This is a genomic window from Echinicola sp. 20G (genome assembly GCF_015533855.1).
In the GTDB taxonomy this organism is placed as follows: domain Bacteria; phylum Bacteroidota; class Bacteroidia; order Cytophagales; family Cyclobacteriaceae; genus Echinicola.
Map to the genome: position 1 here is coordinate 573583 of NZ_AP024154.1, position 23131 is coordinate 596713.

The following is a 23131-nucleotide window of genomic DNA, read 5'->3' on the forward strand; positions in this document are numbered from 1 at the left end:
TGCGCAACATTAAATAAATCACTTCCCCTTATGCATAGAAGACCAAGAAGAAATCGAAAATCACCAGTCATCCGAAGCATGATTGAAGAAACAAGGCTTTCTGTGAAAGATTTCATCTTTCCAATATTTGTGATCGATGGAAACAACAAAAAAGAAGAAGTCTCTTCTATGCCAGGAATCTATAGGTATTCCATAGACCTTCTTTTAAAAGAGATTGAAGAGTGCATGAAGTTAGGCATCAAAGCATTTGACATTTTCCCTGCCTACCCTGAAGACAAAAAGGATAAATACGCTTCTGAAAGCTATAATCCAGAGACATTCTATCTTCAAGCCATCCACCAGGCCAAAAATGCATTCCCAGAAGCATGCATCATGACAGATGTAGCCATGGACCCGTATAGCTCCGATGGACATGATGGGATAGTGGAAAACGGTAAAATCCTCAATGATGAAACCTTGGAAATTTTGGGCAAAATGGCAGTAGCCCAAGCTCAAGCAGGCGCTGACATCATCGGCCCTTCTGACATGATGGATGGACGGGTCGCTTATCTTAGAGAGTCTTTGGACATTGCAGGTTTCAAAGAAACCTCCATCATGTCCTACACTGCCAAATACGCCAGTGCTTTTTATAACCCATTTAGAGATGCATTGGACTCAGCCCCAAAAGCAGGTGACAAAAAAACCTACCAAATGGATCCTGCCAACCTCAATGAAGCCTTAATAGAAGCAGAACTTGATGAACTAGAGGGAGCCGACTTCCTAATGATTAAACCAGCCTTGGCCTATCTTGACGTCATCAAACTCCTTAAAGAAAATTCACAACTCCCTATTGCCGCTTACAATGTCAGCGGGGAATACTCCATGATCAAGGCAGCAGGAGAAAAAGGTTGGCTGGACAGTGAAAAAGTAATGCTCGAATCCCTGCTAAGCATAAAGCGAGCTGGCGCAAGCATTATCTTAAGCTACTTTGCCAAGGAATTTGCCCAACTAGTCAAATAATACTCAACACAAGACTTAGTTTCGAAGCCAATCATTTTAGGAATGATTGGCTTTTTAATTTTTCCCATAAAATTCCAACCACCTCCCCACCACTTTTCATGTTTTTCTATAAAACCGGTTATCATAAACACCGACAACACCAAATTCCTTCCTACAAAAATAAATACTGAAAAAGGACCAATAACCAATATTTTCATACCTCACCACTACTTTATATTGCAATTAGAATAAAAAATAGAATTTTTCTCCACACGACTGAGTTAAGCAACACATTCAACTGCCATTACTACAAATCCGTTGTAAAAAATTTCAAATATTATTATAGTTACAAAAAACACCTGCAATTTCAATTTTCACAACATTTTTAACTTTTTAAGCTATTAAACAACCTATATATATCTTCATTTATGAATTATTATCAATTATTGGTTTGTTTTTTTACATAAAAAATATTTACCTTTAGAATATTATAAATTCACTAACCCATAAAAAATTTCGAAAAATAAGTCTATCTAAACATTCAACTTTATGAAATGGAGTTTTAACGACCTAGCCCAGGTAAGTACAGAAGCCCTGACTCAGGGAGCAGATTTAACTGCTGACATCACCCAAAACTTACTAACAACAAACAATGTGTGGATGATGCTATCCACAGCCCTCGTTTTCATTATGCACCTTGGTTTTGCAGGTGTAGAAGCTGGATTTGGCCAAGCCAAAAACACAGTTAACATTCTTTTTAAGAATACCATCACCCCAATCATTGGATTAATGACCTACGCACTTTGCGGGTTCTTTTTAATGTACCCAGGTTTTGATGTACCAGGATGGTTTGGGTTTGACGGAGCAGGCTGGAGCATGTTCTGGTTTTCTCCTGCAGACGCAGACGTAACTGCTGGTTATGCTGATGGTGGTTATACTTATTGGACAGACTTCTTGTTCCAAGCCATGTTTGCCGCCACTGCCGCCACCATCGTATCTGGAGCCATTGCCGAAAGGGTAAAACTTTGGGCCTACCTGCTTTTTACAGTAATCTATGTAGGTATTGTATACCCTATCATCGGAAGCTGGAAATGGGGCGGAGGAGTCCTTGACGATTGGGGCTTTTATGATTTTGCAGGATCCACGCTAGTCCATTCTGTGGGTGGCTGGGGAGCTCTCGCAGGGGTAATCCTAGTAGGCCCTCGTATTGGTAAATATGTGAATGGCAAAACTGTTGATAAACCAGGAGCAAGTGTTCCTCTTGCGGTAATCGGTGTTTTCTTACTATGGTTAGGATGGTTCGGCTTTAACGGCGGTTCTGTTCTTTCTGCCGACCCTGCTTTGGTTTCATTTGTATTGGTAACTACTTGTCTTGCTGCTTGTGCAGGTGGTCTAGGAGGCTTCCTTGCTGGATACTTTGTATTCAAAAGACTAGATCTTGGAATGGTGCTGAACGGTATCCTTGCAGGCTTGGTGGGCATTACTGCCGGAGCCGATGTAATCAACCCAGGGCCAGCCATCATTGTAGGCTTTGTAGCAGGCATTTTAGTAGTACTTTCAGCTGTACTCCTTGACAAATTAAAGCTTGACGATGTAGTAGGTGCTGTATCGGTTCACTTGACTTGTGGAATCTGGGGAACACTTGCTGTAGGTATCTTCTCAACTAATCCTGACCACTCATTTATCACCCAATTGACTGGAGTAGTAATCTGTGGAATTACCGCCTTCATTTGCGCATTTGTTATCTTCTACCTACTTAAAATAACCGTAGGCATCAGAGTATCTGAAGAACATGAAAAAACTGGCTTGGATTCTCATGAGCACGGTATCAGAGGATACACTATCGTTTACGACGAATAAGACATTACCACAACAACCACTATACAACCAAAAGACCCTGCCCAATCGAAAAAACGCCAATCTCTTCTGCTTGGGCAGGGTTTATTTATTAGCTAATCCTAACAATCAACTAATAATCTAAAGTAAAATGAAAAAACTTCAACTACTAATTGTATTACTCTTTTTAGGCTCTTTTACCACAGTAATGGCCCAAGATTTATCAAAAGTAAGTATTTCTGGATCTGTTGACGCCTATTATAGAACTAACTTTGGCGCTCCTAATAAGGGAGAATATGCACAAGCACCCGCTACGTCTTTTGCCAATTTACCAGGCTTTGCACTTGGCATGGCCAACATTATCGCTGCCTATGAAGGAGAAAAAGTAGGATTTGTAGCTGACTTGGTTTTTGGGCCTAGAGGTGAAGATGCTGTTTTTGGCTCTCCTATGTATGCAGGAGGAATGGCCGGAAGCTCCCAAATCGTTAACCAATTGTACATGTACTGGAATGTAAGCGACGGAGTAACCTTAACCCTAGGTAACTTCAACACCTTTTTGGGTTACGAAGTAATTTCTCCAACCGCCAACTTCAACTATTCCACTTCCTACATGTTCTCTTATGGTCCTTTCTCTCACACTGGCCTAAAAGCAGATTTTGCCCTTTCCGACAACTGGTCATTTATGGCTGCGGTGATGAACCCAACTGACATGACAGAATTCAACTTGGCAGGAACTTACACAGTAGGCGCTCAGTTAGGATACACCAATGATAACGGAGGAACTTGGTTAAACCTGGTTTATGGCGACCAAGATGGAAAACTGGATGAGGACTTCCCTATTGCGACAGGAGACATGTCCGCTGGTAGCACTTTCCAAATTGACCTAACCACTGGTTATGATGTTTCTGAATCTGTATATGTAGGCTTAAACGCTACCTATAACACCACAGCAGCTGGCGAATCCTATAACGGAAGTAGCATCTCTGACATGGACGGCGATGGTTCTGGGTTTTATGGTGTAGCAGGATATCTTCAAGCTGCCACTTCTGAGAAATTTGCAGTAGGCTTAAGAGGAGAATATTTTAACGTATTCAATAGTGGCCTAGATGGCGTAGTTGGCTTAGACGATGCTGGAGACGGAAGTGTATTTGCAGTTACCTTGTCCGGAAATGCTAAAATAACTGAAAACTTTACCCTGATTCCAGAAGTAAGACTGGACTCAATGTCTGAAGAAGATTTCTTCTTAAACAATGACTTGGCAGGATCTAAAAGCTTGTCATCATTCTTACTAGCAGCCGTATTCTCTTTCTAATTTTTTTCTGACAAACTGAAATTTTTTCTAAAAAACCACGTGCTTTGCAAAAAGCCGTGGTTTTCTTCTTTTTACACTAAATCATTTTTAAACGGGTCTACCCAAACCCTACCTTAAGATCAAAACATGTAATTATCACAAATTCACCCATCTGCAAAAACCTAAAAATTATCATATCATTAAAATATCAATTAATAAATTTCATTATTGACATTAAAACCACATTAAAATAGCGATTTGTTTGAAACCTTTTAATCTCATATTCGATATATGAAGTGTTGTCAGAAAAAACTAAAACGCGAATACGATGGTTAAAATTGCAATGATGGTAGCAGCAGGATTCTTTGGCATGGAAGCCTATGAAGCAAAAGCTCAAGAATTCCACGAAATCAAGGGGCCAAAAGCCAAAAACTATAAGCCCTGGAAAGAGAAAGCAAGAAACGGAATTTTGACTGTTGATTTGAGCAAGCCTGATATCAAAGGACCTGCTTACAAACAACTCAAATCTTGGGAAAAAACATCTGAAAAGGCAACAGTCAACATGGACTTGCAGCCAATCAGTAGACCCAAAGGACCGAAAGCCAAAAATCAAAAACCTTGGGACAAGAATTAACTTTCCCTCATTACGTTTGTCAGAAAACCGGAAGGCTATCAATATGATAGCCTTCTTTTGTTATTAGCCGCTAAAGCTATTGTCTATATGTTGATCTTTGGCTTTTACTTTTTCAAAATCCAAATATTGCTCCCAAAAAGGCTCTTCCGGCAATGCCGCCCGTAAGTATAGCTTTTCTTTCTTTACTGGATGAATAAACACCAAGTGGAAAGCATGTAAGTTTATACTTGCATCTGGATTAGGTTTGACAAAACCATACCTTAAATCACCTCTAATCGGACAACCCATAGAAGCCAACTGAACTCGGATTTGATGCGGTCTTCCTGTCACTGGCCTCACCTCCAGCAACCAATGGTCATTAAGCTTTCCAAGCCTTTTGTAGGTCAATTCAGCTCGCTTTGAACCCGGCTCCTCATGATCATAGGCTTGGGTAACATTCCGCTTTTCATCTTTGACCAGATAGTGTGTTAATTTCCCCACCTCTTCCTTTGGCCTTTTCTTCACAACAGCCCAGTAGACTTTATGAATATCTCGTTTTTTGAAAAGGACCATCATTCTTTCGAGCGCTTTGGAAGTTCTTGCGAAGACCACCAATCCACTCACCGGCCGGTCCAGCCGATGCACCGGATGCAGAAACACAGCACCTGGCTTATCATACTTTTCAGCAATGTAATCCTTGCAATAATCGGTTAGGGTTTTGTCACCTGTATGGTCTCCTTGCACCAAAATTCCTGCTCGTTTGTTGACCACCAACAAGTGATTATCTTCATACACAACAGTAAAAGGTTTCTTTGCCATATTCAATTTCTTTATTGATGCTAAGTTAGGAAAAGATGAAAAACTAAATTTTCATCGAAATATGCAAAAAGGGCAGCTTAAGCTACCCTTGAACATTAATATTTACTTCTAAAACTCTGATGTAAAATGGAATGAGATATCTGGGTAATTATCTTGAACCATTTGAAGCCAAGCCCTTGACTCAGCCATAAAAACAAGTTTCCCGTCTTTATCATGAGCTATATGTCTGTTCTTGGACCTTACAAATTCATCCAATTGCTTCTTATCGGTACTACTGATCCAACAAGCCTTATACAAGTTCATGGGAGCAAACTCCACAGTGGCATTATATTCATTCTTCAACCTAAACTGAATCACCTCAAACTGAAGCTGACCAACTGTTCCCACAACCTTTCTAGACCCCATGTCAAAAGTAAACAACTGAGCCACTCCTTCCTCCATTAGCTGTTTCAAGCCCTTTTCCAGCTGCTTGGTTTTCATCGCGTCCTTATTGATGACTTCTCTGAAAATCTCAGGAGAGAAGCTTGGAATCCCCTTGAAAGTTAAGTTTTCACCATCAGTTAAAGAGTCCCCTATTTTAAGGTTTCCAGTATCATATAAACCTACAATATCACCGGGAAATGCTTGATCGATAATTTCCTTATCCTGCGCCATAAATGAGGTCACATTGGAAAACCTCAGTGGCTTGGTTCCCCTTACATGATTGTATGGCTTGTTACGCTCAAATTTCCCAGAGCAGATTCTTAAAAAGGCAATCCTGTTCCTGTGATTAGGATCCATATTGGCATGGATCTTAAACACAAAACCGCTGAACTTGTCCTCACTTGGCAAAACCTCTCTTTCTTCAGTAACACGACTCTTTGGGACCGGGGCAATGTCAATAAAAGTATCCAACATCTCCTTTACGCCAAAGTTATTCACTGCTGACCCAAAGAAAACAGGTGCCACTTGACCAGAAAGATAATCTTCCTTATTGAATTCAGGATAAACCCCTTCCACCAACTCCACATCTTCTCTAAGTTGATTCGCATTGGACTCTCCTACCAAGTCTTCTAATTTACTGTCTTCCAAATCCTCAATTGCCACAATCTCATCCGAAAGTTTTCTTTGGGAAGGAGTAAACAAATTAAGGGATTTGTTATACAAATTATAAACTCCACGGAAGGTTTTACCCATTGAAATTGGCCAGGACAAAGGGCGCACTTTGATATTCAATTTGCTTTCTACTTCGTCAAGTAAATCGTAAGGATCTCTTCCTTCTCTGTCGAGCTTATTGATAAAACAAATTACCGGAGTATTCCTCATTCGGCAAACCTCCATCAACTTCTCGGTCTGGATCTCCACACCTTTCACACAATCGATCACCATGATCACGCTGTCCACTGCGGTCAATGTCCGATAGGTATCCTCCGCAAAATCCTGGTGACCAGGTGTATCCAACAAGTTGATTTTAATGTCACGATACTCAAACCCCATAACAGAGGTCGCTACAGAGATACCTCTCTGCTTTTCTATCTCCATCCAATCCGACTTGGCATGGGTATCGATCTTATTTGATTTTACCGCTCCAGCAGTCTTGATCGCACCACCAAAAAGCAACAACTTCTCAGTCAGTGTGGTCTTTCCCGCATCGGGGTGGGATATAATTCCAAAAGTTCTTCTTTTTTGAATCTCTTTGGTCAAACTCATCTTCTTCAGGCTCCTTTATTTGCAAGATGCAAAGGTAGCTTTTTATCTCGAAAGTTGGAAAGTAATCCTGAGCCTGACTTAAGAAAGCCATCCTTCAAGATTGATATTTATCCAATAAATGGATCTTGATTGACCTTAAACTCCTCCGCGCTTTCTTGAGTACCTCTCAGGACAATTCTAAAAGTGGTTCCCTTACCCACTTCAGATTGATAAACAAAAATACGCCCTCTGTGATACCCTTCTATAATTCTCTTGGCCAGAGTCAAGCCTAAGCCCCAACCTCGCTTACGGGTAGTAAGACCAGGATTAAAAACTTTTTTGAACATACTCTTATCAATCCCTTTGCCCGTATCTGAAATATCAACATGCACAAACTGCTCGCTTTCTTTTACAATGTTGATTTCAATAGCTCCCTGGCCTTTCATGGCATCTACTGCATTCTTACAGATATTCTCGACCACCCATTCAAACAGGGATTTATTCATCATAGCCTCCACTTCTTCCGCATGGGTATTGAGCGTTATACTCACTTTACTGGATATCCGTGGCCTCAGATAACTGACAGCTTCCTCTACAACCTGATAAATGTTTTCCTGTTTGATTACTGGTGTACTGCCAATATTACTAAAACGCTCCGTAACCATCCTGAGCTTGGACACATCTTTATCCAATTCCACGATCACTTCTTTGTTTTCTTCCCAAACTGGGGAATTTTTAAGGTAATCAATCCATGCCATCAATGAGGCAATCGGTGTCCCCAGCTGATGAGCTGTTTCTTTTGTAAGTCCAGCCCATACACGATTTTGCTCAGCAATTTTTGACTGGTTAAACACTGCAAAGGCCAAAACTCCAAACACCAAAATAACTGAAAGCTGTACATAAGGATAATACTTCAGCCTGGTCAATAACTCCGAATTGGTATAATAAAGGAATTGATTTTCTACTATCTGGATAGGCTCATAATCCATCTTCATTCTCAACACCTCGGCACGTAACTTTTTATCTATGTCCTCTTCCGTAGCATTATTTTTAAACTTAATATTCCTGTATTGCCCTGTAGGATTACCAAATGCATCTGCTACAATCACCGGAATATTATGGTTTTCCTGAATGATTCCCTGGTGAATAAAGGTGAGATTATCAGAATTATTGGCCACATATTCCATGGCATTGGCATAGAGCGTAATCTGCTTTGTCTCTCTTTCTTTTAATTCACTTACTAAAGTATTGGTATAATAAATAGACCCCACACTAATGATGAGCGATGCTATAAAAATAATCCACTTTACCTTCCCCCTATTTTGGTACAAATCCAGCGTTGCCAGATCCTGAATTCGGTTCTTCATTATCTCTTTTTCAATCAATCTCCGGTAAACTTTCCGATTCCTATATAACTGGTTATTTTGATAGATATTATCTATAAAACATAGAAATATAGTGTTTGACACCAGCGCTATAATCTCGTAAATTCGAATATAATTTTAAATAAACAAAACATAAAAGGAATGGCGACTAACGAAATAGGATTAAAAGTTAAGGACAGCAAGGTATTGGTGGAGAAATTGAACAACTTACTGGCCAATTATGAAATATACTATCAAAACTTAAGGAACTTTCACTGGAATGTTTCCGGACCTAACTTTTTCGAACTGCATGCAAAATTTGAAGAATTGTACAACGAGGCTACTGTAGCCATTGACGAAACAGCAGAAAGAATTTTGACCTTGGGAGAAAGACCATTGAGCTCCTTTTCAGAATATATCAAGGCGTCCAATATTGAGGAAGCTAAAGAAATCACTGATCCCAAAAAGATGGTCGAAACAGTAAGAGACAATTTGAACACTTTACTTTCTTTGGAAAGGGAAACCTTGGAAGCCGCTTCTGCTCAAGGTGATGAAGGCTCTGTAACCCTTATGAGTGATTATATCACTTCAAAAGAGAAGGTGATCTGGATGTTATCAGCATACCTAAGATAAAACGAAAAAGGGCGATCAGATGATCGCCCTTTTTCGTTTTATCAATTCTTCTTAATTGCTCTGCTTGATCCATTTCCAAAGTGTCTTATAGCTCACCTTGGTACCATGAACCAAAATGCCTATCCTATAGATTTTTGCAGCTACCCATGTGGTAAACAAAAATCCTGCAATCAAGGCAATCATCGATATCACCAAATCAAAAGCCGGTATCCCAAAACTAGCCCTACCCACCATGGCTATAGGTGCAGTAAACGGAATAACGGACAGCCAAAATGAAATATTACTATTAGGATCGTCAAGGATAAAAACAAACAAAGCAAAATAACTGGCAATTAAAGGAATGGTCACCGGAAACATGAACTGCTGTGCATCAGACGGAGAATCCACAGCAGCGCCAATGGCCGCAAAGAAAGCACCATATAACAGATAACCTCCCAAGAAATAAAACAAAAAGGTTAATACAAGCTGTACAAAGTCTATTCCTTGAATGACCTGCATAATCTGCGCGATGTCACTGGAATTGGCCAATGTTTGTGCAGCTTCTGGGTTGGCCATTTCCAATGCCTGTTGCTGGGGCATTTGCATACCAAAATACCCCATCACTACCGTAGAAATTGTAGAAATCAAAACAATCCAAATCAAAAACTGTGTCAAACCGACAGCTCCAATACCAATGATCTTGCCAAGCATCAATTGAAAAGGCTTGATGGAAGAAACCAATATTTCAATGATCCTACTGGATTTTTCTTCTATTACCCCTTGCATAATTTGGGTTCCATACACAAAAATAAAGGTATAGATCAAGATCCCTAAGAAGAACCCCAAACCATAATTCACTCCTGCATTGGACAGTTTCTCTTCCCCGCTCTCTTCCAATGTCACTGATTGTATAGAAACATTGGTCCTTACTTCACTGATTACTTTTGGATCAATCCCTGTATCAAATAGTCTAATCTCTTCAATCTTTCTTTTTAGCTCTCTTTCCAAGTGACTCACCAATCCCATACTTGGGTTTTTCTCCGAATAATAAACTATTCCTTTCGGGTTTTTAATGTCAACCTGAGGAATATAGAGAAACCCATAACGCTTTCCTTCTTGGACCATAGCCTTGGCTTCATCCACTGGCAATTTTGAATAGGAAAAAGCATATTGGCCATTGCTTTCTAAAAAAAATCGGCCACTATCATCTACAACTTCGATGATTTTCAAGGCCTCGCCTCCTTCATCACTCAGCGAAATCCAAAGAAATATTCCAAGGATTGCCGGAAACACCAAAGGAGTAATCAAAGTAGCAAGTAAGAAAGATTTCTTCCTCACCCTAGCCAAATACTCTCTCTTTATGACCAAAAAGACCTTATTCATATTCGCTTTCTTTTACTTTTTGAATAAAAATTTCCTCAATAGAAGGGACTTTCTCTGAGAAACTAACCACTTCCCCATGGCTCATTAACTCCCTCAGCAAGTCATTTGGAGCTGCATCTCCCAATGAAACATCAAACCTTACTATACCTCCCATTTCTATTGCTCCAATAAACTTCTCAGGAAGCGGTTGATGAACAGCCCTTAATTTCACTTCAAAAGTATTGGACCTTGCCTCATCCTTAACTTGATGAACTGGACCATCCAAAACCTTATGAGACTTATTGATCATCGCAATATGATCGCATAGAAGCTCAACTGATTCCATTCTATGGGTACTCAGCATCACTGTTGTGCCCTTTTCCTTCAACTCCAAAATCACATTCTTAATAATCTCCGCATTGACTGGGTCAAAACCAGAAAAAGGTTCATCAAGTATAAGAATTTCAGGATCGTGTATTACGGTAGAAATGAACTGAATCTTTTGCGCCATCCCTTTAGAAAGGTCTTCTATCTTTTTGTCTACCCAAGCTGTGATTTCTAGCTTCTCTAGCCAATATTTTACTTTGTCCTTTGCAGCATGGCTGGAAAGTCCCTTCAGCTGGGCAAAATACAAAAGTTGCTCACCCACCTTCATTCTTTTATACAATCCCCTTTCCTCAGGCAAATAACCTATGCTCTTGATATGTTTGGGAGCCAAAAGTTCCCCGTTCACGCTGACCTTACCCGAGTCAGCATCGATAATTTGATTCACGATCCGAATCAAAGTCGTTTTACCTGCACCATTAGGACCAAGGAGACCAAAGATGCAACCTTTCGGCACAACCAAGTCTACATCGGTCAAAGCAGATTGAGCTCCATATTTTTTATGAAGCCCTTCAATTTTAAGAATATCCAAAATGATTACTGTTTAAAAACTGAGGCTACTAAATAACAAAAATAAACGGTAAACATTAATAGCCAAGACAATAAGCCGAAAGCTTATTTTAAAATGAGAGAACCTACTGATACATCAATTTCAAAAGTGATCAAATCCGACGCATTTTCCTCATAACCCTTACTGGCATATACCTTTTCGCCCATGTCGGAAAGATAATTGGGCAAACTCGTTCTACACATGGCTGTAGATTTAATTTTCACCAAATAAGGATATTGTGGGGAGGGCAATTTAATATATACAGAACCAGCTCCTACCGTTGTAGATATATTGCAAGGCTTTTTTCTTCGGGAAACTTCATCAAAATCAAGATTGATCTTACCATAATTAACATCAAAGATCAAGTGATCAGCATTGGCATGGGCTACATTTACTCCTTCCACAGTTCCCATATTTACTTTGACCATCATGGTATCCATTTCAATAGGGTTGGATGACTTTCCCATATAATTCAATGCAACATCAGCAGTAGCGGTCTTAATTTTGCAACGTTTTACCTTCAGGTTAGACAGGTCTACGGTTGCTTTTCCAATCCCAAAATGAAAGTTTAAATCATATACATAGCTATCACTAAGACCAACCTCCCAAGTGTGATCAAAATCTCCTTCACTGGTCGCAAATAGTTTAGAAGAAAGGTTTTTGCCAAAACTTTCATTTTCGACATTATTATGATTGAGGTTGGCATGTAACACCCTGTTCTCAATATTATATTCGAAATCTGGGAGAATATTAACTTTTGACAAATGAGAGTGAATCATCACTGCCTTGGAAGAATACATTTTGTTGACTTGCGAAACTCCCTTATAGGAAGAAAAGTTTAATTGCACCAAATCAAACCCACTTTTCTCTTCAACTGTAAACTCTTTCACAATCTGGGCATTCGCCATACAGCTTACCCCTAAAGCAAAAAACACAAATAAGCACAATTTATTCAACATACGAATAAATTACGGGACGATAGGTAAAAGGTTGGCTTTAGACAAAAAAAAGCCGGAAAAATTTCCGGCTTCTAAATATATGTCATTTTTGACTTCTAAAAGAACTCTTTCATCTTGTCAAAAAAGGTCTTTTCAGACTTCCCTGGATCAGGAATAAAGTTCTCTGAAGTTCTCAAAGACTCCAACTTTTCCCTTTCCTCTTTCGTCAACTGTTTTGGTGTCCAAACATTCACATGGATCAATTGATCTCCACGACCATAGCCATTTAAATCCTTCACACCTTTGCCCTTCAATCGTAAAATCTTACCACTCTGCGTCCCTGGGTCCAATTTGATCTTCACCTTTCCATCAATTGTAGGAACTTCGATCTGCGCACCAAGAGCCGCATCTATAAAGCTGGTATAAAGATCATAGACTACATTGTTCCCATCTCTTTGAAGAATTTCATCTTCTATCTCCTCGATTACGATCAAAAGATCACCTGCCACTCCTCCTGGAACCTCGTTTCCTTTTCCAGAAAGACTCAACTGCATCCCGTCAGCCACACCACCTGGAATATTGATTGGAATAACTTCTTCCTTCAAGATCAAACCTCTAGCATCGGCATGATCAGGTTTCTTGTCAATAATCTGACCGCTTCCACCACAGGCTGGGCAAGCACTGGCTGACACCATTTGCCCAAGCATCGTATTGACTACCTTCTTCACCTGACCAGAACCTTGGCAGGTTGAACAAGTTTTGAAAGAAACACCATCAGCTACGATATGACGTTTTACCTTAATTTTCTTCTCTACGCCATTGGCTACTTCCTTAAGGTTGACTTTAAGTTTAACACGAAGATTGGTCCCTTTTCTCACCCTTCTTCCTCCACGGCTTCCACCGCCAAAGAATGATTCAAATCCACCTCCGCCACCGAAGATGTCTCCAAATTGAGAGAAAATATCATCCATATTCATCCCAGCACCTCCGCCGAAACCACCATTTCCACTCATGCCTTGATGGCCAAAACGGTCATAGCGATCTTTCTTCTCTGCATTGCTGAGCACTTCATATGCTTCAGCAGCTTCTTTGAATTTCTCTTCAGCAGCTTTGTCGTCAGGGTTTTTGTCAGGGTGATATTTCAAAGCCATCTTTCGATAAGCCTTTTTTATTTCATCCGCACTGGCATCTTTAGATACCCCTAATACTTCGTAATAGTCTCTTTTTGCCATAATTTCTTAAGATCCAATGACTACCTTGGCGTACCTTACTACTTTGTCACCAAGCATATAGCCTTTTTCCACCACATCAATTACTTTTCCTTTCATATCTTCGGAAGGAGCCGGAATTTGGGTGATAGCCTCTTGAGTATCGGCATCAAAATTATTCCCGATCAAATCCTTCATTGGTACCAAACCTTTTGATTCCAATATCTTTATCAGCTTGTTATAAATCAACAAACTACCTTCTAAAGACTTCTCGCTTCCTTCAGCTTTCTCTTCAGCCTTAATCGCTCTTTCAAAATCATCCACAACAGGGATCAGATCTTTCAAAACACCTTCAGAAGCAGTTTTGATTAAGTCCAATCGTTCCTTGGAAGTTCTCCTCCTGTAGTTTTCAAATTCCGAGTAAAGCCTTAAATATTTATCTTTCAGTTCCTGGTTTTCCGCTTGAAGCTTCTGCTCAACTGACAATTCTTCAGAGCTGCCATTTTCTCCTTTTACTTCTTCACTTGATGCTTCTTGATTTTCAGCACTTTTGTCATTGTTGATCTCCTGATCTTGTGCTTCCACCTGCTCTTCAGCGGCTAATTTCTCCTTGTTCATATCTTCTTTTGATAAATTATCTTTTTCTGCCATATGAAAACATAATTCACATATTCTCTATTTTCGATATCAATATGTTTGCCACTCTGCTTTTCCTGACAAACTGACATTACGATATAATGGCATTATAAACCAAATCCTTCAGCTTATCCAAATTATATTGACTTACTGAAGAAATAAATACATGGGATACACCTTTTGGCAAATCACCTTTCATCTCTTCCATCAACTCCTCGTCCAACATATCTGCTTTGGAAATAGCTAAAATCCGGTTCTTGTCCAACAACTCAGGATTATACTCTTTGAGTTCCTTCAAAAGGATCTCATATTGCTCTTTAATGCTATCAGCATCAGCAGGCACCAAGAACAAAAGTATTGAGTTTCGTTCTATATGCCTCAAAAACCGTAGCCCCAAGCCCTTCCCTTCAGCAGCCCCTTCAATAATTCCAGGAATATCTGCCATCACAAACGACCTATCATCCCGATAACTTACCACTCCCAAATTAGGCACTAAGGTGGTAAACGGGTAGTCTCCTATTTCTGGCTTGGCAGCTGAAATACTAGAAAGCAAAGTGGATTTTCCTGCATTAGGAAAACCAACCAGTCCAACATCAGCCAAAAGCTTTAACTCAAGAATGATCCATTCCTCTATTCCTTCCTCACCAGGTTGAGCATAGCGTGGAGCTTGATTGGTAGATGTTTTGAAATGATCATTGCCTAATCCTCCCATACCACCTTTTGTAAGAATGATTTCTTGACCATCCTCAGTAATTTCAAACCTTACTTCTTTGGTCTCTGCGTCTTTGGCCACAGTACCCAATGGCACTTCCAAAATGATATCATCACCATCCTTACCTTTTCTTCTTCCTCCTTCACCGCCTTTACCATTCTGGGCAATGACATGCTTTTTATATTTAAGGTGGAGTAAAGTCCAAAGCTGGGCATTACCTCTTAAGATAATATGTCCTCCTCTACCTCCGTCACCTCCATCAGGACCTCCCTTGGGAACGTGCTTCTCTCTCCTGAAGTGAGCAGAACCGGCTCCCCCAGCTCCTGAACGAGAACAAAACTTTACGTAATCTATAAAATTCGAATCTGCCACGACTTTTTGATTATATCTTGAAACAAAATTGGCTAAGAATAATTCTTAGCCAATGATTTAAATCTTCACAAAGGTACGATTTATTTTTGGTATTAATACTGATCGATCACGTCACATATTTTACCGAAAATATCTTCAACACCTCCCACCCCTTGAATGGTAGAAAGTTTACCTTGGCTCTTATAGTAACTGGCTACAGGCAGCGTTTCCTCTTTGTAAACCTGAATACGAGTATTGATTTTTTCCTCGTCCTGGTCGTCTACCCTACCAGAGGTTTTTCCCCTGTGCCTAATTCTTTCTTTTAATTCTTCTTCTGGCACATCCAAAGCGATCATACCTGAAATGGACAAACCCTTCTCTTCCAACAATTGGTCCAAGGCTTCCGCTTGAGCTACAGTCCTAGGGAAACCATCCAAAATAAACCCTTTGGCACCTACGGTACTTTTGATTTTATCATCTACCATACCAATCACCACTTCGTCAGGAACCAATCTTCCTTCATCCATGTATTTTCTCGCCAATTTTCCCAGATCAGTTCCTTCACCAAGATGCTTTCTAAACAAATCTCCTGTGGAGATGTGCTCTAAGCTATATTTAGCAATCAGTTTTTCACTTTGTGTTCCTTTGCCTGCACCTGGAGGTCCAAATAAAACAATGTTTAGCATGACATGAAAATTGTTTGTTCAGTTAAACCAGCCTAGACTGATTACTTCAGTTGATATATTTCTTTTAAATTTCTTCCTTCTCCATCATAGTCCAAGCCGTAGCCAACCACAAACTTATTAGGGATTTCAAAGCCAACATAATCCACCTCAATAGGCTGTTGCAATGCTTCAGGCTTTAACAATAAGCTTACGATCGCAATACTTTTAGGACTTTTCGAAGAAACCAGCTTAAGTAAATGAGACATACTTAGACCAGTATCCACGATATCTTCAATGATGATCACATGTCTCCCTACTATGTCCTCAACAAGCCCTATTAAATCATTAACTTTGCCAGTAGAACTTGTGGATTCATAAGAAGCCACTTTCACAAATGACACTTCCAATGAAACGTCTGTTTCTTTCATCAAATCAGAAAAAAACATAAAGACACCATTCAACACCCCCAAAACCAAGGGGTTCTTATCTTGGTAATCTTTGGAGATCTGCCGTCCCAAATCCTGAACACGACTCTTGATTTTCTCCTCAGTTAGAAAAGGGATGAATTCTTTGTCCTTTATTTTCAACATAGCAATAAAAAAGCCCTGAATAAGGGCGTTACAAATATAGAAAAAAAACGTTTGACCTTCCTAATTTGGTATCAAAGACTTACAAATGAACCATTAAGTATTTATACAATTCAATCATTGATGCTAAATCTTTGAGTGACACCTTTTCATAGGGAGTATGAACATTATCTTCGGCCGCACCAATAAAGCACCAATCAATCATATAAGGACTCATTTGGATTTCCCTGCCATCACTTCCTCCTGCACCTTCAACTTCCAATTGGAATGGCACACCACTACTTTGTGCAAGCTCAACTATTCTGTCGACAAACTTTTTCCGGGGAATATATTTATCCCTAAGGGAAATGGCCACACCTTCATGATGTTTGACTCCGTCGGTTACCCATGTAATATCAGAGATAAGTGCTTGACTCACCTGCCATTTTTCATACATAAACTTCACTAAAAAAGGCACACTTCCTCCTCCATGTTCTTCGTAAGTTGAGAAGACGACTACTCCATCCTCCAAATCCTCACACACTTTAAGCGCATTATATACTCCAAGTCTATTATCCAAATAGGCTGCCTGAATAAATTCATCATCCAAGTTTATCTCTTGCTTGTACGAAAGGTTTGTACCACGAACAATTGATCTTTTAAAGTCATGAAACACATTTCCATCAACTATTTTCACACTACATTCTATTGGTCCTAGTTCATCTTCACCTACCAATACATCTCCGTCATTAACATCTGGCCCACCAACTGGAACTAATTGATTTTCATAACGCACCGTAAAACCAATGGTATCTAAATGAGCAAAAATAGCTGTCCGGGGGCTACCAAACTTAAGCACAATATTATCGTGAAACCCTTCACCATAGTACACCTCCGGCACAACCTTCCACTGACTTCTTCGTTGAAGCACATAGTCTAATATGAATGCGGAGAACTCGGATTCATCTCCTGAAACGCCTCCTTTTTTGAGGATTTCAAACAAAAACTCCATATTTGGCATAGTTTATGAGTAAAATATTTTGCAAATTTCAAACTTATTATGACAAAACAAATAGTCAAAAATTTATAGTTATTGAATAAAAAATTTACATTTGCATTACAGTTAATAGTTACTAAGTTTGGATTTAAATTAATTAAACACTTAATTTTGAAAAAAAATTTTTTTTAATCATGAAAAAATTATTACTATCAACATTAATGGTTGGTGCGTTAGCAGTTGGAGCTAATGCCCAAAATGACTTCAATAAGTGGTCAATCGACGTTAATGGTGGGTTCAATAAAGCTATGGCTCCTATCACGCCGGGTTATTATTCTCCTACCTTGAACCTTGGACATGCTGATGTAGGCATCAGATATATGTTCAATGAGAAATTTGGCGCGAAAGTGGACTATGGCTTCGGTAAATACCAAGAAGCTGACGGAACTCCTTCTTTCGAAACGAACTATTACAGAGTGAACTTACAAGGTGTTGCTAACCTTGGTAGAATCATGAACTTCGAGACTTTCTCAAGAAGCATTGGTCTATTGGGTCACTTCGGTGCTGGTTTTGGTAGAGTTACCCCTCAAGAAAATACTTGGGCTGATTTCGAAGATAATGTTTACAATTTCATCGCAGGTTTGACTGGACAGGTTAAATTGGGTGGTAGAGTTGCTCTTAACGGAGATATCAGTACTGTAATCGCTGGTCGTCAAGATGTAGCTTTTGATGGTGCTTCCTCAATTGCTGTAGGTGCCAATAATGGTTATTACGGCGCTAATGCTGTTTCTTGGACTGGTACTTTAGGTCTTTCCTTCTACTTAGGTGGACACAGCACTCATGCTGACTGGTACATCAGAGATGACATGTACGCTACTAAGAGTGAATTGGAAAACCAAATCGGTGAAATCAAGGACATGCTGAAAGATTCTGACGGTGACGGTGTACCTGATTACTTAGATAAAGAGCCTAACACACCAGCTGGTGCTAGAGTAGATTCTCATGGTAGAACTTTGGATTCTGATGGTGATGGAATTCCTGATCATTCTGATGATTGTGCTTTCGTTCCAGGTCCAGCATCTAATAACGGTTGCCCAGTTGAAGAAGTTGATGAAACTGACTTCTTCAAGAAAGCTATCAACGAAGGTTATGTAAATGTTTACTATGCTTTCGATAGTGCTAAACCACTAGGTTACTCTTCTTCTTCTGTGAATTATGTATCTAATTTCTTGAAGAGAAACCCAGGTGTAAACGTAGCCATCAAAGGTTATGCTGATGAAATTGGTCCAGATGACTATAACATGAAATTATCTGAAAGAAGAGCTAAAGCTGTTTACGATCTATTGATCGCTGCCGGTATCGATTCTTCTAGAATTTCTTACAAAGGTTATGGAGAAGACACTAGTGTGGACAAGCAATCTGCAGATGCTCGTCAGTTAGCTAGAAGAGCTTCTTTCGAAGTAGAATAATCAAAAGAAAAATATAAATTAAAAACCGACCTTTTCAGGTCGGTTTTTTTTTGCTTAATTTTGAAGCATATGTTTGTACTCAGCCAACAAAACTCCATAGCCAACCATTTTTTGGCAGACCTTCGAGACATTAACCAACAGACAGACCGGTTAAGATTCCGCACCAATCTAGAGCGTCTGGGCCAAGTATTAGCCTATGAAATATCCAAGTCAATGGATTATGAAGGCAGTTCAGTCACAACCCCTCTCGCTGACACTACCGTAAATAAAATCATTGACCAACCCATTATCATTTCTGTCATGAGGGCAGCAATGCCTTTCTACCAAGGAGTTCTCAGCTACTTCGATCAAGCTAACAGTGGTTTTATTGGAGCGTACCGTAAAGAAGAGTCCAACAATAATGAGGTAGAAATTGAGTTTAACTATTTGGCTGCCCCTTCAATTGAAAATAAAGAAATAATCTTGGTTGACCCTATGCTGGCCACTGGAAAATCCTTAATAACAAGCATAGAGCAGCTCCATAAAAACGGCACACCTAAAAAAGTCCATATTGCTGCTGTAATTGCCGCCCCGGAAGGAATAAAGCATTTGGAAGAAAACCTAAAGTTACCTTATCAACTCTGGCTTGGAGCTGTAGATGAAAAGCTAAATGAAAAAGCTTATATCGTTCCAGGACTTGGTGATGCTGGTGATTTATGTTTTGGCCCTAAACTATAGTTATCAGTGGTATATTTATTAGTAGTATTAGGCTTTATTATTCTTTTGTACGGGGGCAAGATCTTAGTTGATGGAGCTTCTGCAGTAGCATCAAAACTTGGACTCAGCCCTAGTTTGATCGGAATGACTATCGTTGCTTTCGGAACCTCTGCTCCTGAATTATTGGTCAGTATTACAGCTGCTCTTAAAGGAACGAATGACATTGCCATTGGAAATGTCATCGGATCCAACATTTCCAACATCACTCTTGTATTAGGTATTACCGCTCTGGTATATCCTATTTACTTGAAATCCCTTACACTTAAATGGGACTTTAGCTTCACACTCTTATCTGCACTATTATTCTATGTATTGGCGCTGAACAATCTCATCTCGCTCGTTGATGGCATCATCCTTTTTTCACTCCTTATTCTAACCAATTGGTTCTTATTCACCCGGGTCCATCATTCTTTAGAGGAGTTTTCTGAAGATGATGCAGAAAAGATGAAACATCAACCAATCTTTAAGTCTATTACACTCATAATCCTAGGTATTGTAGGCCTCTATTTTGGATCTGAATTATTGGTAAACAATGCTATAATCTTGGCGGAACAGTTTGGTATCAGTGAGAGGATTATTGGCGTTACAATTATTGCCATTGGTACGAGCTTACCAGAATTAGCCACTTCTGTATTGGCTGCATTGAAAAAAGAAACAGATATCGCGCTTGGAAATATTTTAGGGAGCAATATGCAGAACATTCTTTCCATCATTGGTGTTACTGCTATTATAAAACCCATAGAAGTTAGCGAACTGTTTTTGTCAAGCGACTTTCTATGGATGATTGGGTTTACCCTGCTATTGTTCCCCCTGATGCGATCAGGCTACAAAATCAATCGGGCTGAAGGCGGCCTTCTTCTAGCAGCCTATGGTATATATTTATTCTTCCTACTTTAAAAATGCTTGAATACATTCTACAATTCTTGGTAATCTACCTGGTTTGCCTTTTCAAATTTATCGGAGGCCCAGTTCTTGGCACAGCTGCAGATTACAGTGTTTTTGAAATTGTCATTGTAACGGTATCCGGAATGATGACCAGTGTTTTGGTTTTTACCTATTTAGGAGAATGGATAAAAAACAATTGGACCATCAAAATCAGAAAAAACAGCAAAAAGTTCACCCCAAAAACCAGAAGAATCATTCAAATTTGGCAGAAATTTGGAGCTGCTGGTGTAGCTGCTGTGACTCCTCTAATTTTCACTCCAATAGGGGGAACTATTATTCTTACATCATTTGGTGTTAGGCGAAGAAAAATATTCACCTATATGCTCATCAGCGCTGTGTGTTGGTCCTTATTTTTTGGGCTGACTATCAACCACCTTCTTGAAATCCCTTTCTTCAAGCGATTAATCGGCTAAATCATCATCAGGCAATATTTCAATATCTTGAATCAGAACCTTTTTGGAAATATTAGTACCAGTTAATGTAGCGGCCAATCCTCCCAAGGCGGTCTCTTTGTACTTGTTCTCCATACTCGCTCCTATTTCACCCATTGCTTCCACACATTCGTCCACAGGGATCACTCCACTTACATTAGATAAAGCTATTTGGGCTGAACTATTCGCTATAGCAGCAGCGCTGGCATTGCGCACTACACAAGGAACTTCCACCAAACCAGCTACTGGATCACAAACTAAGCCTAACATACATTGAATAGTAATAGCCACTGCATTAAATACCTGATCTATATCACCTCCCAAACAATACACCATAGCTCCAGAAGCCATCGCAGCAGCTGAACCAGTCTCCGCTTGGCAGCCTCCCACAGCACCTGCAAGACTTGCGTTTTGCTCTATGATCAAAGCAATGCCTGCCCCTACTAAAAGGCCTTCCAAAATCTTTCGATCTTCTAGATTATGTATCTCTTGAAGTGTATATAAAGTACCGGGAAGGATTCCTGAAGCTCCCGCGGTGGGAGCAGCAACTACTCTCCCCATGCAGCTGTTGACTTCCTTGGCCGCAAGTGCTCTTGATATCAGCCTCTGGAATTCAGGAGAAAGTACAGACAATGGGTTACGGAAAACTTTTTTTGCCCCATTATTGATCATCCCTGAACGAGAAATCATTTCTTCTTTAAGACCAGTTTCTACAGCTTCCTTCATAACTGAAAAAGCATTTAACAATCCATCCCAGATCTCCTGCTCAGTCTTGCCTCTTTGCTCCATCTCATATTCAAGCACAGGGTCAAATAAGACCTTCTCCCGTTCTACACAATAGTTTTTCCAGCCTTCAAAAGTTTCAAATAAATAGCTCATTCTATATGGGTTTACATTCTTGGCAAATTTCAAAATTGCTGATCACAAATCAAACAATGGTCCAAAAATAAAAAGGCCCTCTGGAAACTATCTCCAGAAGGCCTTACACACACTTGATCACCTAATACCTTATTGAATTCCTTCAATCGTAGCTTTAAACAAAATTGGCTCAAAAGGCTCTACAATAGTATTCAAATAACCTTTATCAAAGTAGTCTTGACGAATAGCTCTTGGCAGCACCTGAGCTGTCGCTGAGTATGCCGCAGAAGAAGGGGCAATCACTTCTATTTCCGCGCCATCATAAAGGTCTTTCAAACCTTCATTGATAAAATCAAAATTGTCACTAGCCCCCAAAGTGGTTACTACAGGGTTACTGGCCACTTCTGAGAAAGGGTCCTCTTCTCCCAACTGGAAGAGCTGATAGGTAAAACCAACTTGGTTGCCATTTTTACTTGCGTCAGAGTCAGTATCTCCTTCTTCCACAATTCTTCTGTAAATCCCTTCTCCAATTGCTTCATATCCCTCCAGCTCATTTTGTGAGATATATTCTTGAATTTTATCATCTTCAATCGCTGCAATCTCCTGCACAGGGTAAATCTTAACGAAAGTTACCGTCACTTTTAAATTTTCATATGGGGAAATCAACTGCCCATAACTATAACCGGAATATGCCATATATGATGGGATATAAAGGGTTAGGGTCTCTCCTTCTTCGGCCAATGCAACAGCCGAGTTAATCGCAATAGGAGCCAAAGTCTGTGCTTCTCTATCATATTTAAATTTGATCGGCTCTCCATCTGCTTCATCGTATGACTCAATGAAAGCACCTTCCAAGGTTTCCATTTCATAGTAAATCCCTATGATATCCTCATCATTAAACTTTACACCATCTTCAATATCCACATCTCTGGTATAGTAGTATCCGGCCGAAGTCTGTTCTGCCTCAATTCCATTTTGAGTAATATAATCGGCTAAAATCTGATCGTCACGCTTTACTTGCTTTTCATAATCAGTCTCTTTTTCTTGCAAGCAAGAAAACATTAATGTACTCATGGCTAAAGCCATTGCAATAGTTAAAAACTTATTCATTGTTGGTTCTAT

The 23131-nt window shown here is 39.7% G+C and carries 23 protein-coding genes; 9 read left to right on the forward strand and 14 right to left on the reverse strand.

The features are described from left to right. Positions 1 to 30: 30 nt before the first annotated feature. The 4 genes from hemB to JL001_RS02630 all read left to right on the forward strand — a co-directional run bounded on the left by hemB (position 31) and on the right by JL001_RS02630 (position 4739). Positions 31 to 999 (forward strand): porphobilinogen synthase, encoded by a 969-nt coding sequence (gene hemB / locus JL001_RS02615; protein ID WP_200974560.1) that lies wholly within the window; start codon positions 31 to 33, stop codon positions 997 to 999. Positions 1000 to 1527: 528 nt separating this feature from the next. Next, positions 1528 to 2838 (forward strand): ammonium transporter, encoded by a 1311-nt coding sequence (locus tag JL001_RS02620; protein ID WP_200974561.1) that lies wholly within the window; start codon positions 1528 to 1530, stop codon positions 2836 to 2838. 127 nt (positions 2839 to 2965) lie between these two features. After that, positions 2966 to 4126, forward strand: a complete 1161-nt coding sequence (locus JL001_RS02625) for a porin (RefSeq protein ID WP_200974562.1) — start codon at positions 2966 to 2968, stop codon at positions 4124 to 4126. Between the two features lie 307 nt (positions 4127 to 4433). After that, positions 4434 to 4739 carry a hypothetical protein gene (locus tag JL001_RS02630; RefSeq protein WP_200974563.1) on the forward strand — a complete coding sequence of 102 codons (306 nt, stop codon included), beginning with the start codon at positions 4434 to 4436 and terminating at the stop codon, positions 4737 to 4739. A gap of 63 nt (positions 4740 to 4802) precedes the next feature. Here JL001_RS02630 and JL001_RS02635 read toward each other — a convergent pair whose 3' ends face one another. The 3 genes from JL001_RS02635 to JL001_RS02645 form a co-directional block, all read right to left on the reverse strand. Further along, positions 4803 to 5537 carry an RluA family pseudouridine synthase gene (locus JL001_RS02635; protein WP_200974564.1) on the reverse strand — a complete coding sequence of 245 codons (735 nt, stop codon included), beginning with the start codon at positions 5535 to 5537 and terminating at the stop codon, positions 4803 to 4805. A gap of 108 nt (positions 5538 to 5645) precedes the next feature. Next, a complete protein-coding gene (locus JL001_RS02640) occupies positions 5646 to 7226 on the reverse strand; it encodes a peptide chain release factor 3 (protein WP_200974565.1) in 1581 nt (526 codons plus the stop codon). A 107-nt stretch (positions 7227 to 7333) separates the two neighbouring features. Beyond that, positions 7334 to 8572, reverse strand: coding sequence for a HAMP domain-containing sensor histidine kinase (locus tag JL001_RS02645; protein WP_200974566.1), 1239 nt, complete (start codon positions 8570 to 8572; stop codon positions 7334 to 7336). Between the two features lie 159 nt (positions 8573 to 8731). Here JL001_RS02645 and JL001_RS02650 point away from each other — a divergent pair, with 159 nt between their 5' ends. Next, positions 8732 to 9202 (forward strand): Dps family protein, encoded by a 471-nt coding sequence (locus tag JL001_RS02650; RefSeq protein WP_200974567.1) that lies wholly within the window; start codon positions 8732 to 8734, stop codon positions 9200 to 9202. A 51-nt stretch (positions 9203 to 9253) separates the two neighbouring features. Here the strand turns inward: JL001_RS02650 and JL001_RS02655 are convergent, their stop codons facing one another. The 9 genes from JL001_RS02655 to JL001_RS02695 form a co-directional block, all read right to left on the reverse strand. Beyond that, positions 9254 to 10564 (reverse strand): ABC transporter permease, encoded by a 1311-nt coding sequence (locus JL001_RS02655; protein WP_200974568.1) that lies wholly within the window; start codon positions 10562 to 10564, stop codon positions 9254 to 9256. Then, positions 10557 to 11459: an ABC transporter ATP-binding protein gene (locus JL001_RS02660; protein ID WP_200974569.1), complete on the reverse strand. Its 903-nt coding sequence runs from the start codon at positions 11457 to 11459 to the stop codon at positions 10557 to 10559. Before JL001_RS02660 ends, JL001_RS02655 begins: the two co-directional genes overlap by 8 nt. 83 nt (positions 11460 to 11542) lie before the next feature. Further along, on the reverse strand, positions 11543 to 12436 hold the full coding sequence (locus tag JL001_RS02665) for a hypothetical protein (protein WP_200974570.1): 894 nt from the start codon (positions 12434 to 12436) through the stop codon (positions 11543 to 11545). A gap of 95 nt (positions 12437 to 12531) precedes the next feature. Beyond that, a complete protein-coding gene (gene dnaJ, locus JL001_RS02670; protein WP_200974571.1) occupies positions 12532 to 13647 on the reverse strand; it encodes a molecular chaperone DnaJ in 1116 nt (371 codons plus the stop codon). Between the two features lie 6 nt (positions 13648 to 13653). Further along, positions 13654 to 14274 (reverse strand): nucleotide exchange factor GrpE, encoded by a 621-nt coding sequence (locus JL001_RS02675; RefSeq protein ID WP_200974572.1) that lies wholly within the window; start codon positions 14272 to 14274, stop codon positions 13654 to 13656. A gap of 76 nt (positions 14275 to 14350) precedes the next feature. Continuing rightward, positions 14351 to 15343 carry a GTPase ObgE gene (obgE, locus tag JL001_RS02680; RefSeq protein WP_200974573.1) on the reverse strand — a complete coding sequence of 331 codons (993 nt, stop codon included), beginning with the start codon at positions 15341 to 15343 and terminating at the stop codon, positions 14351 to 14353. A 92-nt stretch (positions 15344 to 15435) separates the two neighbouring features. Beyond that, positions 15436 to 16008, reverse strand: a complete 573-nt coding sequence (locus JL001_RS02685; RefSeq protein WP_200974574.1) for an adenylate kinase — start codon at positions 16006 to 16008, stop codon at positions 15436 to 15438. Positions 16009 to 16049: 41 nt separating this feature from the next. Beyond that, entirely contained in the window at positions 16050 to 16577 is a 528-nt protein-coding gene (gene hpt, locus JL001_RS02690; RefSeq protein WP_200974575.1) for a hypoxanthine phosphoribosyltransferase, read from the reverse strand. 79 nt (positions 16578 to 16656) lie between these two features. Further along, on the reverse strand, positions 16657 to 17565 hold the full coding sequence (locus JL001_RS02695; protein WP_200974576.1) for a M20/M25/M40 family metallo-hydrolase: 909 nt from the start codon (positions 17563 to 17565) through the stop codon (positions 16657 to 16659). Positions 17566 to 17744: 179 nt separating this feature from the next. Between JL001_RS02695 and JL001_RS02700 the strand changes: the two genes are divergently transcribed. From JL001_RS02700 to JL001_RS02715, 4 genes are all read left to right on the forward strand, one after another. Further along, positions 17745 to 19019, forward strand: coding sequence for an OmpA family protein (locus JL001_RS02700; RefSeq protein WP_200974577.1), 1275 nt, complete (start codon positions 17745 to 17747; stop codon positions 19017 to 19019). Positions 19020 to 19088: 69 nt separating this feature from the next. After that, entirely contained in the window at positions 19089 to 19736 is a 648-nt protein-coding gene (gene upp, locus JL001_RS02705) for a uracil phosphoribosyltransferase (protein ID WP_200974578.1), read from the forward strand. Between the two features lie 6 nt (positions 19737 to 19742). Next, entirely contained in the window at positions 19743 to 20672 is a 930-nt protein-coding gene (locus JL001_RS02710; RefSeq protein WP_200974579.1) for a calcium/sodium antiporter, read from the forward strand. Between the two features lie 2 nt (positions 20673 to 20674). Further along, on the forward strand, positions 20675 to 21133 hold the full coding sequence (locus JL001_RS02715) for a hypothetical protein (protein ID WP_200974580.1): 459 nt from the start codon (positions 20675 to 20677) through the stop codon (positions 21131 to 21133). Here JL001_RS02715 and sdaAA read toward each other — a convergent pair. Both sdaAA and JL001_RS02725 read right to left on the reverse strand, forming a co-directional pair. Next, entirely contained in the window at positions 21122 to 22030 is a 909-nt protein-coding gene (sdaAA, locus tag JL001_RS02720) for an L-serine ammonia-lyase, iron-sulfur-dependent, subunit alpha (protein WP_200974581.1), read from the reverse strand. The two genes, JL001_RS02715 and sdaAA, sit on opposite strands and share 12 nt — an antisense overlap. Before the next feature lie 129 nt (positions 22031 to 22159). Further along, on the reverse strand, positions 22160 to 23119 hold the full coding sequence (locus JL001_RS02725) for a peptidylprolyl isomerase (protein ID WP_200974582.1): 960 nt from the start codon (positions 23117 to 23119) through the stop codon (positions 22160 to 22162). Positions 23120 to 23131: the final 12 nt, after the last annotated feature.